Source organism: Streptomyces liliiviolaceus (genome assembly GCF_018070025.1).
Taxonomy (GTDB): Bacteria; Actinomycetota; Actinomycetes; order Streptomycetales; family Streptomycetaceae; genus Streptomyces; species Streptomyces liliiviolaceus.
Genome location: NZ_JAGPYQ010000001.1, coordinates 3,886,853 through 3,900,122 on the forward strand (window position 1 = coordinate 3,886,853; position 13,270 = coordinate 3,900,122).

A 13,270-nucleotide genomic window follows, 5' to 3' on the forward strand; every position below is an offset into this window, starting at 1 on the left:
TTCAGCCCTCCGAGGGGGCGAGGCGCTGGAGCTCCGCCTCGGTCGACTTGAGCAGGTCGTTCCAGGCGCCCTCGAACTTCTCGACGCCCTCGTCCTCCAGAAGCTGGACCACGTCGTCGTACGAGATCCCGAGCTTCTCGACCGCGTCGAGTTCGGCACGGGCCTGCTCGTACGTACCGGCGACGGTGTTGCCGGTGATCTTGCCGTGGTCCTCGGCGGCGAACAGGGTCGCCTCCGGCATGGTGTTCACCGTGTTCGGCGCGACCAGGTCGTCGACGTACAGGGTGTCCTTGTAGGCCGGGTCCTTGACGCCGGTCGAGGCCCACAGCGGACGCTGCTTGTTGGCCTGCGCCTTGTCCAGGGCGTTCCAGCGGTCCGAGGTGAAGACCTCCTCGTACGCCTGGTACGCCAGCCGCGCGTTGGCGAGACCCGCCTTGCCGCGGGCGGCCTTGGCCTCGTCGGTGCCCAGCGCGTCCAGCCGCTTGTCGATCTCGGTGTCCACCCGGGACACGAAGAAGGACGCCACGGAGTGGATCTTGGAGAGGTCGAGGCCGGCGGCCTGGGCCTTCTCCAGGCCGGAGACGAACGCCTCCATGACCTCGCGGTAGCGCTCAAGGGAGAAGATCAGCGTGACGTTGACGCTGATGCCCCGCGCGATCGTCTCGGTGATCGCGGGCAGGCCCGCCTTGGTCGCCGGGATCTTGATGAGCGTGTTCGGCCGGTCGACGAGCCAGGCGAGCTGCTTGGCCTCGGCGACGGTCGCCTTGGTGTTGTGCGCCAGTCGCGGGTCGACCTCGATCGAGACCCGGCCGTCCTGGCCCTGCGTCGCGTCGAAGACCGGACGCAGGATGTCGGCGGCGTCACGGACGTCCGCCGTCGTGATCATGCGGATGGCCTCTTCGACCGTGACCTTGCGGGCGGCGAGGTCGGACAGCTGCTGGTCGTAGCCGTCGCCCTGCGAGATCGCCTTCTGGAAGATCGACGGGTTGGTGGTGACGCCCACGACGTGCTGCTGGTCGATCAGTTCGGCGAGGTTGCCGGACGTGATCCGCTTGCGCGACAGGTCGTCCAGCCAGATCGCGACGCCTTCCTCGGAGAGGCGCTTGAGTGCGTCTGTCATGGAAAATGCATCTCCTACGTGTCGTATGTCAGCGTGAGCTGCCGGCGTCAGCGCTTGGCTGCGGCGAGCGATTCCTTGGCGACGTTCGCGACGTTCTCGGCAGTGAAGCCGAACTCCTGGAAGAGGACCTTGCCGTCGGCCGAAGCACCGAAGTGCTCCAGGGAAACGATGCGGCCCGCGTCCCCGACGAAGCGGTGCCAGGTCAGACCGATACCGGCCTCGACCGCTACACGCGCCTTGACGGACGGAGGAAGCACCGAGTCCCGGTACCCCTGGTCCTGCTCGTCGAACCACTCCACGCACGGCACGGACACGACCCGCGTCGGGGTGCCGGCCGCCTGGAGCTGCTCACGCGCCTCGACGGCCACGTGCACCTCGGAACCGGTGGCGATCAGGATGACCTCGGGCTCGCCGCCCTCGGCCTCGAAGAGCACGTAGGCGCCCTTCGCCGCGTTCTCGTCGGCGTCGTACGTCGGTACGCCCTGACGGGTCAGCGCGAGACCGTGCGGGGCGCCCTTGCCGAAGACCTTGGTGTAGCGGCGCAGGATCTCGCGCCACGCGATCGCGGTCTCGTTGGCGTCGGCCGGGCGCACGACGTTCAGGCCCGGGATGGCGCGCAGCGAGGCCAGGTGCTCGACCGGCTGGTGGGTGGGGCCGTCCTCGCCGAGACCGATGGAGTCGTGCGTCCACACGTACGTCACCGGCAGGTGCATCAGCGCGGACAGCCGCACGGCGTTGCGCATGTAGTCGGAGAACACCAGGAAGGTGCCCCCGTAGATACGGGTGTTGCCGTGCAGCGCGATGCCGTTCATCTCCGCGGCCATCGAGTGCTCGCGGATACCGAAGTGGATCGTGCGGCCGTACGGGTCCGCCTCCGGCAGCGGGTTGCCCGCCGGAAGGAACGAGCTCGTCTTGTCGATCGTCGTGTTGTTCGAGCCCGCGAGGTCGGCCGAGCCGCCCCACAGCTCGGGGACGACCGCGCCGAGCGCCTGGAGGACCTTGCCGGACGCGGCACGCGTGGCGACGCCCTTGCCCGTCTCGAAGACCGGGAGCTTCTCCTCCCAGCCGGCCGGCAGCTCGCCCGCGGCGATGCGGTCGAACTCGGCGGCGCGCTCCGGGTTGGCGGTCCGCCACGCGGCGAAGCCCTTCTCCCACTCGGCCTTGGCCTCACGGCCGCGGTCGAGCGCCTTGCGGGAGTGCGCCAGCACCTCGTCGGCGACCTCGAAGGACTTCTCCGGGTCGAAGCCGAGGACCCGCTTGGTGGCCGCGACCTCGTCGTCGCCGAGCGCCGAGCCGTGCGCGGCCTCGGTGTTCTGCGCGTTCGGGGCGGGCCAGGCGATGATCGAGCGCATCGCGATGAACGACGGCTTGTCCGTGACCGCCTTCGCGGCCTCGATCGCCGCGTACAGGGCGGCCGGGTCGAGGTCGCCGTTCTCCTGCGGCTCCACGCGCTGGACGTGCCAGCCGTAGGCCTCGTACCGCTTGGGGGTGTCCTCGGAGACGGCCGTCTCGGTGTCGCCCTCGATCGAGATGTGGTTGTCGTCCCACAGCAGGACCAGGTTGCCGAGCTTCTGGTGGCCCGCCATCGAGGACGCCTCGCCGGAGATGCCCTCCTGGAGGCAGCCGTCACCGGCGATCGCGAAGACGAAGTGGTCGAACGGGGAGGTGCCGGGGGCCGCCTCCGGGTCGAACAGACCACGCTCGTAGCGGGCGGCCATCGCCATGCCCACCGCGTTGGCGACACCCTGGCCGAGCGGCCCGGTCGTCGTCTCCACACCGGTGGTGTGCCCGTACTCGGGGTGTCCCGGGGTCTTCGAACCCCACGTCCTGAACGACTTCAGGTCGTCCAGCTCCAGGCCGAAGCCGGCCAGGTACAGCTGCGTGTAGAGAGTCAGGGACGAATGGCCGGCGGACAGCACGAATCGGTCGCGACCGGTCCAGTCGGCGTCCGCCGGGTCGTGCCGCATCACCTTCTGGAAGAGGGTGTACGCGGCTGGCGCCAGACTCATCGCCGTACCCGGATGGCCGTTGCCGACCTTCTGTACGGCGTCGGCGGCCAGGATGCGGGCCGTGTCGACCGCCCGCTGGTCCAATTCGGTCCACTCGATGTCTGTTGTGGTCGGCTTGGTGCTCACCCTGGGTCAGGGCTCCTCTCCACATGTTGCACATGTCGAATGCCGGTGCACGTGGCGCCCACCGGCTCGCTGTCGAGCCTACCCCCGTGGCAACGCGCATTTTTTCGAGTCATTCCAGACTGCCGGGACTTGCCCTCTTCCGCCTCCCGACCGGCGGGTTCCGTATTCGGCAAGTGAATACGGAGCCGGTGATCCGACTGCTCAATCAGAAGCCGATCAGTCCGTCGCGGGACCCTTTCAACACGAGCGGACCCCCGCCGAGGCCGGGGTCTGGGCAACGTCTACAGTGGCGTGGTACGCGCGAGCCTTTACCGGGAGTTCACACCCGGGGCTCGCTGGGATGTCTCTGTCAGGGGTGTGCGTGACGGCCGTTGAATCCCGTCCAGCGGGAGTAGTCGGTGGGACGAGTCAGGGCACGAACCACCGGCCGTTCGGGGCCCGGGTCATGGCGTTCGTCGCTCTCACCAAGCCGCGGATCATCGAACTGCTGCTGATCACCACCGTGCCGGTGATGTTCCTGGCGCAGCAGGGGGTGCCCGACCTGAAGCTGGTGCTCCTCACCTGCCTCGGCGGGTACCTCTCCGCCGGAGGCGCCAACGCGCTGAACATGTACATCGACCGTGACATCGACGCGCTCATGGAACGTACGTCGCAGCGCCCGCTCGTCACCGGCATGGTGAGCCCCCGCGAGTGCCTCGCCTTCGGCATCACGCTGGCCGTGGTGTCCACGCTCCTGTTCGGCCTCACGGTCAACTGGCTGTCCGCCTGGCTGTCGCTGGGGGCCCTCCTCTTCTACGTCGTCGTCTACACGATGATCCTCAAACGGCGTACGTCGCAGAACATCGTGTGGGGCGGGATCGCCGGCTGTCTGCCCGTCCTCATCGGCTGGTCGTCCGTCACGAACTCCATGTCGTGGGCGCCGGTCATCCTCTTCCTCGTCATGTTCTTCTGGACGCCGCCGCACTACTGGCCGCTGTCCATGAAGGTGAAGGACGACTACGCGCGCGTGGGCGTGCCGATGCTGCCCGTCGTCGCCTCCAACAAGGTCGTCGCGCGGCAGATCGTCCTCTACAGCTGGGCCATGGTCGGGGTCTCCCTGCTGCTCACCCCGCTCGGCTACACCGGGTGGTTCTACACGGTGGTCGCCGTCGTGACGGGTGGGTTCTGGCTCTGGGAGGCGCACGGGTTGCAGGCGCGGGCCAAGGGTGGGGCCGTGGGGGCGAAGCTGAAGGAGATGCGGCTGTTCCACTGGTCGATCACATATGTGTCGTTGCTGTTCGTGGCGGTTGCGGTGGACCCCTTCTTGCGGTGACGCTCCGCGTGGGGGTGGGGTGGCCGAGGCTCGTTGTCGGGTGGCCGCCCGGTGGGGGCTTGTCGCGCAGTTCCCCGCGCCCCTAAAAGCAAAAGACTGCGCCGTTCCCCGCGCCCCTGGTTGTGGGGGTGGGCGTCGCCATATGGGCTACTCGTCGGTAGCATCCTGGGTATGGCAGAGACTCAGCAGGTTGACGGTGGCGGGCGGCGTGTGGGGAAGCTCGTCAAGCAGATTTCCTCCTTCGCCGAGGCTCATGGCGGGGCCGAGGGGCAGGTCGCGTATCTGGGGCAGAAGGGGGCCCGGATCGTGCTCGTGGGGGAGGACGGTGAGTGGGGCGACCTCGTGGCCCCCACCTATGCCCTCGCCGAGGAAGCCGTGAAGCAGTCCGGCATCACCGTCCACGAGGACTTCGACGGCGACTTCGCCAACAAGGTCAGGACGGGCCCGTACGAGTGGACCCGCATGGCGGGCATCCAGGTGGGCGGCCCCAGCAACGGTTGACAGCGCCCCGAAGGGCGCCCTCAGGGGCGCGGGGCTGTGACATGTGCGGCTCCGCCGCGTGGGCGCGACCAGCCCAAGCGGACCCGCACCCGACAACGCACCTACCCCGTTAGGCCCTGCACAAGGCGGAGCCGAACGTGGGGGAGGTCCGGATGATCGAAACGCCGTCGCTGGTGGACCAGTACTGCCACGGCGTACTGCGGACGGAGCTGGGCCTCGGCACCTTCGAGGCCCACCTGGCCCGCGGCGAGGGCCCACCCGCCGCCGGCACCACGTTCTTCGACACCCAGACCGGTTTCGCCGTACGCCGCTGGTGCCCCCCTCTCCTGGGTCTCGAACCGCACTGCCCGCCCGCCCGCTATCTGGCACGCCGCCGCGAACTCGGCGTCATGGAGGCGGGCCGCAAACTGCTGCGGGGGAGCGGCATCACGACGTATCTGGTCGACACCGGGCTGCCCGGCGATCTGACAGGACCCGGCGAGATGGCCTCCACGGGCGCCGCCGACGCCCACGAGATCGTCCGGCTCGAACTGCTCGCCGAGCAGGTCGCCGACACCTCCGGCACCGTCGAGTCGTTCCTCGCCAACCTCGCCGAGTCGGTGCACGGGGCCGCCGTGACCGCCGTGGCCTTCACCTCGGTGGCGGGCGTTCGGCACGGCCTCGCGCTCGCGCCCGAACCGCCGGGACCCGGCGAGGTGCGGGGCGCCGCGGGCCGCTGGCTGGCGGGCCGCCGGGTGGGCGGCGCGCTGAGCGACCCGGTGCTGCTCAGACACCTGCTGTGGATCGCCGTCGCCTCCGGCCGCCCGCTCCAGCTGCACGCGGGGCTCGGCGAGCCCGGACTGCGCATCGACCGCACCGACCCCGTGCTGCTCACCGACTTCGCCCGCGCCACGGCGGGGCTCGGCACCGAGCTGGTGCTGCTGCACGGCTACCCGTACCACCGCCACGCGGCGCATCTCGCCGGGGTGTTCCCGCACGTGTACGCCGATCTGGGCGCCGCGCTCGTCCGCACCGGCGCGCGGGCGGCGGCCGTCCTCTCGGAGATCCTGGAACTCGCCCCCTTCGGCAAGCTCCTGTTCTCCAGCGGGGCCCACGGCCTGCCCGAACTCCATGTGGTCGGCGCCCGTCTCTTCCGCGAGGCGCTCGCCCGGGTCCTCGGCGCCTGGGTGGCCGAAGGCGCCTGGTCGCTGGCCGACGCGCAGCGGGTCGCGGGACTGATCGCGGCGGGCAACGCGAAGCGGGTGTACGGAGTGCGGTGAGATGCACAGACTGGGCGCATGACTCGCAGCGACGCCACCGACCGGCTCCTCGACCGCTTCCGCACCGAACTGCGCGGCCTCGACCCCCTGGCCGTGTGGGCACACGGCTCGCTCGGCTCCGTGGGCGGCGACGACTACCAGGAGGGTCGCAGCGACCTGGACCTGATCGCGGTCCTGGCCGGCCCGATCACCGCGCGCACGGTCTGGCGGGTGGCCCGGCTGCACGCCCGTCTGCGCGGCGAACCGCTCGTCGCCAAGCTGCACTGCAGCTATCTGACGCCCGGCACCGCCGCCGATCCGGAGCGGCGGCACCTCACCTGGGCGCACCAGCAGCTCTTCAAGCGGCCGGTCACCCCGGTGACCCGGCGCGAGCTGCACACCTTCGGACTGGTCCTGTCCGGCGAGCGGCCCGACACCCTGCTGCCGCCGGTGACGGACGAAGAACTCGCCGCGTTCGTGGTCCGGGACCAGCGGGACTTCTGGCGCCGCGAGGTGGACCGTACGGGCAACTGGACCCAGGACGCGTGGGTCGACGTCGGCATGACCACCCACGCGCGCGCCGCGATCACCCTGAAGGACGGCCGGCTGATCACCAAGCGCGAGGCCCTGGACCTGCTGCCCGGCCTCGGCGCGCCCGTCGAGGTGGTCGCGGACATCCGCGGGCGGCGGTACCCGGAGCCGGGGACGCCGCTCAGGGAGGTCCGGGAGATCCAGGGGTGGACGGCCCGCAGAGGGCAGTTGACCATGGATTTCCTCGGCCCGGCGATCGACCGACTCGTGGCCGCGTACACCTGAGACGTGACGGGTCAGGTACTCCGTGCTTGCTGGGTCAGGTGCGGCTGAGTGCCGACTCCGTCGACTGGCCCGGCAGGTCCGCCACCGTCTCCGGCCGTTCCCGCAGCGACAGCAGGACGCGGAGCGTGGCGATCCACACCAGGCAGGAGCCGAACATGTGGAGGCCGACCAGGACCTCCGGCAGATCGGTGAAGTACTGGACATAGCCGATGGCGCCCTGCGCGAGGAGCACCAGGAAGAGATCGCGGGTGCGGTGCAGGGGGCCCCGGGGCGCGTCGACGGCCTTCAGGACGAACCACAGCGCGAAGGCCAGCGTCACCACGATCCACGCCAGGACGGCATGCAGCTTGGTGACGTTCTCCCAGTTCAGCGGGATGCGGTGCACCTCGCTCGAATCGCCCGCGTGCGGGCCCGCGCCGGTGACGACCGTGCCCACCGCGATCAGCAGGACGGTGGCGGCGACCAGGATCCACGCCATCTGCAGCACCGGCTTGCCGACCAGCGGACGGGGTGAGTCGTCACCCTCCCGGGTGCGCTGCCACATCACCGTGGCGACGGCGATGAGAGCGGTGGACAGGAGGAAGTGCGCGGCGACCGTGTACGGGTTCAGGCCCACGAGGACGACGATCCCGCCGAGGATCGCATTGCCCATGACGACCCAGAACTGCGTCCAGCCGAGCCGGGTCAGGCTGCGGCGGTACGGCTTCTGCGAGCGCGCGGCGACGATCGCCCAGCCGACCGCCGCGCACAGCACGTACGTCAGCATGCGGTTGCCGAACTCGATGACGCCGTGCACGCCCATCTCGCTCGTCGTGGTGAGCGAGTTGTCGGTGCACTTGGGCCAGGTCGGGCAGCCGAGGCCCGAGCCGGTCAGCCGGACGGCACCACCGGTCACCACGATCAGCACCGCCATGACGAGCGCGGCGAGAGCGGCACGCCGGACCGTCCGGGGGGACGGGGTCCAGCGCCCTGCGATGAAGGCGAGCGGGTTGCGCACGGCTTGAGCGGCGTCCGCTCGGGTCACGTTCGGCACGGCTCCATCGTAGGGGGCCGCTTGTGCACGCGTTCACGAGGCCCCTCCGGCCCGCCGCGCGCCGTCACCGCCGGCCGTCACTCCCAGCGGAAGAACCGCCCGGCCGCCGCCAGACCGACGACCGCCCACACGGCCAGGATCCCGAGATTGCCCCAGGGTATCCCGGCCCCGTGCTGGAGCACGTCCCGCAGCCCCTCCGAGAGGGCCGAGATCGGCAGCAGACCGAGGACGTCCTGCGCTCCTTGCGGGAACCTGTCCAGCGGGACGATCACCCCGCCGCCGATGAGCAACAGCAGGAAGACCAGGTTCGCGGCGGCCAGCGTGGCCTCCGCCTTCAGCGTCCCGGCCATCAGCAGACCGAGCCCCGAGAACGCCGCCGTGCCGAGGACCAGCAGGAGCAGCACGGCGAACGGATTGCCGTGCGGGGACCAGCCCAGCGCGAGGGCGATCACCGTCACGAGGATCACCTGGAGGACCTCCGTGACCAGCACGGACAGGCTCTTCGCCGTCATCAGGCCCCAGCGGGGCAGCGGGGAGACGGCGAGCCGCTTCAGCACGCCGTACCGCCGCTCGAAGCCCGTCGCGATCGCCTGGCCGGTGAACGCCGTCGACATCACGGCCAGCGCCAGGATGCCCGGCGCCAGGAAGTCGACGGCCTCGCCGTCACCGGTGTCGACGACGTCCACCGCGCTGAACAGCACGAGCAGCAGCGTCGGGATGATCACCGTCAGCAGCAGCTGCTCGCCGTTGCGCAGCAGCATCTTCGTTTCGAGGGCCGCCTGCGTCGCGATCATGCGGGGCAGCGGGGCCGCTCCCGGCTTCGGCGCGTAGGTGCCCGCGGCCGTCGACCGGGCGTCCGTTCCCGCCCCCGTGCCCGTCGTTTCCGCGCTCATCCGCGCAGCTCCTTACCGGTGAGCTCCAAGAAGACGTCCTCCAGAGTGTGCCGCTCCACGGAGATCTTCTCCGGCATCACGCCGTGCTGGGCGCACCAGCTCGTCACGGTCGCGAGCAGCTGCGGGTCGATCTTGCCGCCCACCCGGTACGAGCCCGGGGTCAGCTCGGCCGCCGTGGAGTCCGCCGGGAGGGCCTTGAGGAGGGAGGCCACGTCCAGGCCGGGGCGCCCGCCGAACCGCAGGGTGTTCTCGGCGCCGCCGCGGCACAGCTCCTCGGGGGAGCCCTGCGCGATGACCCGGCCGGCGTCGATGATCGCCACGTCGTCGGCGAGCTGCTCGGCCTCGTCCATGTGGTGCGTGGTCAGGATCACCGAGACCCCGTCGGCGCGCAGCTCGCGGACGAGTTCCCAGGTGGCCCGGCGTGCCTGGGGGTCCAGGCCCGCGGTCGGCTCGTCCAGGAAGACCAGCTCGGGGCGTCCGACGACGGCCATGGCGAGCGCGAGGCGCTGCTGCTGACCGCCGGACAGCCGCCGGTACGTGGTCCGGCCGCAGCTGCCGAGGCCGAGGCGCTCGATGAGGGCGGCCACGTCCAGCGGATGCGCGTGCAGCCTGGCCACGTGCTGGAGCATCTCGTCGGCGCGGGCGCCGGAGTAGACGCCGCCGGACTGGAGCATCACACCGATCCGGGGGCGCAGGGCCGGGGCCTCGCGCACCGGGTCGAGGCCCAGCACCCGGACCGTTCCGGCGTCGGGGCGCCGGTATCCCTCGCAGCTCTCGACGGTGGTCGTCTTGCCCGCGCCGTTGGGTCCGAGTACGGCCGTGATGCCCGCTCGGGCCACCAGATCCAGGCCGTCCACGGCGGTCTTCCCGCCGTAACGCTTCACCAGACCGCTGACCTGGACGACGGGGTCACTTCGCATGGGCGGCCTCACTTCGCATGGTCGCCAAGTCTAGGGACGGCCGGGCGGGCACATGAGGGCGGGGCGCGTCACGGGCGGCGCGGGACGGCGCGCGGGGCGGCGCGTGAGAGGGGCACGTTGTCGGTGATCCACTCCTCGCGCGAACGGTGCACCGCGAGCCACCGCTCCGCGTAGGCGACCGCGTCCGCCAGCGGGAACAGCCGTGCGTCGGCCGCGCCCACCCGGCCCCGTACGACCGGCCGGTCCCTCTCGAAGTCGGCGCCCAGGGTGTCGAACCCGTCCGAGCTGATCGAGACCTCCGTGACCGTCTCCCAGCGGGGCCCCTGCGGGGTGCGGACCGGGCGTCCCACCTCGACGCGGGGCGCGGGTATCCGGTACTCGGCCAGGTGGAAGCCGGTGCAGGTGTCGTAGCCCGCGCCCAGCAGCAGGACCCGGGCGCCCTTCTCCTCCAGGCGCGCCAGCGGGCTGTGCTCACCGAGACGGCAGTCCGGCGCGTGGTCCTCGACGATCGCCGCCGCGGCCGGGCCGACGGCCGCGAAGGAGGTCTGCGGATGCGCGCTGCGCAGGGCGCCGGGCCAGGAGCGCACGGTCTCGGGGACCACGCCCACCCCGCGCGAGGGCGTCACGAGCGGGTCGTACACGGGCATCGTGGCGCGGATCGCCGGCCACCACTCCTCGGGCACGGGCGGGCTGCTCCACAGGGCCGGGTCGGAGAGGTCGCCGGACTGGGTGGGGACCACGAGCGTGCCGTCGGGGCCGAGTGCGTCGAGGAGTCCCTGGACGACGGCGACCGCTCCTCCGTTGACCCATCCGAGGGAACGCAGTGACGAATGTACGAGGAGCGTCTCGCCGGGGCGTACGCCCAGGGCGCGCAGGTCCGTGGCGAGGGTGGCGCGCGTGACGAGAGGGCCGGTGGGAGGGGGTGTCGGCATGGTTCGCCAGTCTTGCCGACGGCCCCGGTCGATGCCACCGAATTGATCGATCAAAGATCGTTCCCGCAGGTCAGATTAGGTTTACCTAAGTGATGCACCGCACCCCATCGGGCGCGGACGCGGCTTGTCACTCTCTGAGGAATTACGCAACAATGGTGTTGTGAAATACGTCGGCGAGGCTCAGGAGACCCCCACGGGGGCCCCTCAGGAGGAACTCGCGACCGGGGAGCGCTCCACGCGCAACCGGGTCGCGCGGTCCATCCTGGACCACGGCCCGTCGACCGTGGCCGATCTCGCCGGACGGCTGGGTCTGACCCAGGCGGCCGTCCGCCGGCACCTCGACGCCCTCGTCTCCGACGACGTCGTGGAACCCCGCGAACAGCGGGTCTACGGCGCTCGTACGCGCGGACGGCCCGCCAAGGTGTTCGCCCTGACCGACTGCGGCCGGGACGCCTTCGACCAGTCCTACGACCAGCTCGCCGCGGACGCCCTGCGCTGGATCGCCGAGCGCGAGGGCGGGGAGGGGGCGCTCGTCGCCTTCGCCCGCGCCCGGATGGCCGCCCAGGCCGGCGCCTACCGCGAGGCGGTCGAGTCCGCCGCTCCCGAGAAGCGGGCCGAAGCCCTGGCCAAGGCCCTGAGCGAGGACGGGTACGCTGCTACGGCGCGCAGCGCACCGGTCGGTGAGCAGCTCTGCCAGCACCACTGCCCGGTCGCCCATGTCGCCGAGCAGTTTCCGCAGCTGTGCGAGGCGGAGACCGAGTTCTTCTCCCAGCTGCTGGGTACTCACGTGCAGCGGCTGGCCACCATCGCCCACGGCGACGGCGTCTGCACGACCTTCATCCCCAAGATTTCCCACACCCCGAAGATTTCCAAGGCTCCACCAGTCTCCACGCCTTCCAAGACCACTGATAACGCATCCGCAAGTACCGCCGGGAGGAACCCCGCATGACGCTCCCCATCGAGGAGACCGCCCACCCCGAGCTTGAGGGTCTGGGCAACTACGAATACGGCTGGGCCGACTCCGACGTGGCTGGTGCCTCTGCCAAGCGCGGTATCAACGAACACGTCGTCCGGGACATCTCCGCCAAGAAGAACGAGCCGGAGTGGATGACCAAGCTCCGTCTCAAGGGCCTGCGCCTGTTCGACAAGAAGCCCATGCCGAACTGGGGCTCGGACCTCTCCGGCATCGACTTCGACAACATCAAGTACTTCGTGCGCTCCACGGAGAAGCAGGCCCAGTCCTGGGAGGACCTGCCCGAGGACATCAAGAACACGTACGACAAGCTCGGCATCCCCGAGGCGGAGAAGCAGCGCCTCGTCGCCGGTGTCGCGGCCCAGTACGAGTCCGAGGTCGTCTACCACCAGATCAACGAGGAGCTGGAGGCGCAGGGTGTCATCTTCATGGACACCGACACCGCGCTGAAGGAGCACCCGGAGCTCTTCAAGGAGTACTTCGGCACCGTCATCCCGGTCGGCGACAACAAGTTCGCGTCGCTGAACTCCGCGGTGTGGTCCGGCGGCTCGTTCATCTACGTGCCGAAGGGCGTGCACGTCGAGATCCCGCTCCAGGCCTACTTCCGTATCAACACGGAGAACATGGGCCAGTTCGAGCGGACCCTGATCATCGTCGACGAGGGTGCCTACGTGCACTACGTCGAGGGCTGCACCGCCCCGATCTACAAGTCGGACTCGCTGCACTCCGCGGTCGTCGAGATCATCGTCAAGAAGGGTGGCCGCTGCCGTTACACGACCATCCAGAACTGGTCGAACAACGTCTACAACCTGGTCACCAAGCGCGCCGTGGCGTACGAGGGCGCGACCATGGAGTGGATCGACGGCAACATCGGCTCCAAGGTCACCATGAAGTACCCGGCCGTCTACCTGATGGGCGAGCACGCCAAGGGCGAGACCCTCTCCATCGCCTTCGCGGGCGAGGGCCAGCACCAGGACGCCGGCTCCAAGATGGTCCACATGGCGCCGAACACGTCCTCGAACATCGTGTCGAAGTCCGTGGCGCGCGGCGGCGGCCGTACGTCCTACCGCGGTCTCGTCGAGATCGGCGAGGGCGCCCACGGCTCGAAGTCGAACGTGCTGTGCGACGCGCTGCTCGTCGACACCATCTCCCGCTCGGACACGTACCCCTACGTGGACGTTCGTGAGGACGACGTGTCCATGGGGCACGAGGCGACCGTCTCCAAGGTCTCCGACGACCAGCTCTTCTACCTCATGAGCCGCGGCCTCTCCGAGTTCGAGGCGATGGCCATGATCGTGCGCGGCTTCGTCGAGCCCATCGCGAAGGAGCTGCCCATGGAGTACGCGCTGGAGCTCAACCGGCTGATCGAGCTGCAGATGGAAGGCGCGGTCGGCTAG

12 protein-coding genes are annotated in these 13,270 nt (G+C 70.2%); 6 read left to right on the forward strand and 6 right to left on the reverse strand.

Annotation, left to right across the window (positions count from 1 at the left end; genetic code table 11):
• Nucleotide 1 precedes the first annotated feature (1 nt).
• Nucleotides 2–1,120, reverse strand: coding sequence for a transaldolase (gene tal / locus J8N05_RS16960; protein WP_210883709.1), 1,119 nt, complete (start codon nucleotides 1,118–1,120; stop codon nucleotides 2–4).
• Nucleotides 1,121–1,167: 47 nt separating this feature from the next.
• Complete coding sequence (gene tkt / locus J8N05_RS16965) at nucleotides 1,168–3,255, reverse strand: transketolase (RefSeq protein ID WP_210883711.1); 2,088 nt, start codon at nucleotides 3,253–3,255, stop codon at nucleotides 1,168–1,170.
• A gap of 355 nt (nucleotides 3,256–3,610) precedes the next feature.
• On the opposite strand from tkt, the gene J8N05_RS16970 reads away from it, so the two are divergent.
• From J8N05_RS16970 to J8N05_RS16985, 4 genes are all read left to right on the forward strand, one after another.
• The gene (locus tag J8N05_RS16970) at nucleotides 3,611–4,567 is read left to right on the forward strand and encodes a heme o synthase (RefSeq protein WP_210890224.1); all 957 of its coding nucleotides are present in this window, start codon (nucleotides 3,611–3,613) and stop codon (nucleotides 4,565–4,567) included.
• A gap of 171 nt (nucleotides 4,568–4,738) precedes the next feature.
• A complete protein-coding gene (locus J8N05_RS16975; protein ID WP_210883713.1) occupies nucleotides 4,739–5,068 on the forward strand; it encodes a hypothetical protein in 330 nt (109 codons plus the stop codon).
• Between the two features lie 152 nt (nucleotides 5,069–5,220).
• Entirely contained in the window at nucleotides 5,221–6,327 is a 1,107-nt protein-coding gene (locus tag J8N05_RS16980; RefSeq protein ID WP_210883714.1) for an amidohydrolase family protein, read from the forward strand.
• 18 nt (nucleotides 6,328–6,345) lie between these two features.
• Nucleotides 6,346–7,122: a nucleotidyltransferase gene (locus J8N05_RS16985; RefSeq protein WP_210883715.1), complete on the forward strand. Its 777-nt coding sequence runs from the start codon at nucleotides 6,346–6,348 to the stop codon at nucleotides 7,120–7,122.
• 34 nt (nucleotides 7,123–7,156) lie between these two features.
• Here J8N05_RS16985 and J8N05_RS16990 read toward each other — a convergent pair whose 3' ends face one another.
• The 4 genes from J8N05_RS16990 to J8N05_RS17005 all read right to left on the reverse strand — a co-directional run bounded on the left by J8N05_RS16990 (nucleotide 7,157) and on the right by J8N05_RS17005 (nucleotide 10,900).
• Nucleotides 7,157–8,146: a COX15/CtaA family protein gene (locus J8N05_RS16990; protein WP_210890225.1), complete on the reverse strand. Its 990-nt coding sequence runs from the start codon at nucleotides 8,144–8,146 to the stop codon at nucleotides 7,157–7,159.
• A gap of 86 nt (nucleotides 8,147–8,232) precedes the next feature.
• Nucleotides 8,233–9,048, reverse strand: coding sequence for an ABC transporter permease (locus J8N05_RS16995; protein WP_210883716.1), 816 nt, complete (start codon nucleotides 9,046–9,048; stop codon nucleotides 8,233–8,235).
• Entirely contained in the window at nucleotides 9,045–9,968 is a 924-nt protein-coding gene (locus J8N05_RS17000) for an ABC transporter ATP-binding protein (RefSeq protein WP_210883717.1), read from the reverse strand. Before J8N05_RS17000 ends, J8N05_RS16995 begins: the two co-directional genes overlap by 4 nt.
• Nucleotides 9,969–10,036: 68 nt before the next feature.
• Nucleotides 10,037–10,900: an aminoglycoside N(3)-acetyltransferase gene (locus tag J8N05_RS17005; RefSeq protein ID WP_210883718.1), complete on the reverse strand. Its 864-nt coding sequence runs from the start codon at nucleotides 10,898–10,900 to the stop codon at nucleotides 10,037–10,039.
• A 160-nt stretch (nucleotides 10,901–11,060) separates the two neighbouring features.
• On the opposite strand from J8N05_RS17005, the gene J8N05_RS17010 reads away from it, so the two are divergent.
• Both J8N05_RS17010 and sufB read left to right on the forward strand, forming a co-directional pair.
• Entirely contained in the window at nucleotides 11,061–11,849 is a 789-nt protein-coding gene (locus J8N05_RS17010; protein WP_210883719.1) for a helix-turn-helix transcriptional regulator, read from the forward strand.
• Complete coding sequence (gene sufB, locus J8N05_RS17015; RefSeq protein WP_210883721.1) at nucleotides 11,846–13,270, forward strand: Fe-S cluster assembly protein SufB; 1,425 nt, start codon at nucleotides 11,846–11,848, stop codon at nucleotides 13,268–13,270. Before J8N05_RS17010 ends, sufB begins: the two co-directional genes overlap by 4 nt.

What these genes read in the sequence shown, in the direction of transcription:
- J8N05_RS16980 (WP_210883714.1), top strand. Translation starts at nt 5,221, where the DNA reads ATGATCGAAACGCCGTCGCTGGTGGACCAGTACTGCCACGGCGTACTG.
- J8N05_RS17000 (WP_210883717.1), bottom strand. Translation starts at nt 9,968, where the DNA reads ATGCGAAGTGACCCCGTCGTCCAGGTCAGCGGTCTGGTGAAGCGTTAC.
- J8N05_RS16985 (WP_210883715.1), top strand. Translation starts at nt 6,346, where the DNA reads ATGACTCGCAGCGACGCCACCGACCGGCTCCTCGACCGCTTCCGCACC.
- J8N05_RS17005 (WP_210883718.1), bottom strand. Translation starts at nt 10,900, where the DNA reads ATGCCGACACCCCCTCCCACCGGCCCTCTCGTCACGCGCGCCACCCTC.
- sufB (WP_210883721.1), top strand. Translation starts at nt 11,846, where the DNA reads ATGACGCTCCCCATCGAGGAGACCGCCCACCCCGAGCTTGAGGGTCTG.
- tal (WP_210883709.1), bottom strand. Translation starts at nt 1,120, where the DNA reads ATGACAGACGCACTCAAGCGCCTCTCCGAGGAAGGCGTCGCGATCTGG.
- J8N05_RS16975 (WP_210883713.1), top strand. Translation starts at nt 4,739, where the DNA reads ATGGCAGAGACTCAGCAGGTTGACGGTGGCGGGCGGCGTGTGGGGAAG.
- J8N05_RS16995 (WP_210883716.1), bottom strand. Translation starts at nt 9,048, where the DNA reads ATGAGCGCGGAAACGACGGGCACGGGGGCGGGAACGGACGCCCGGTCG.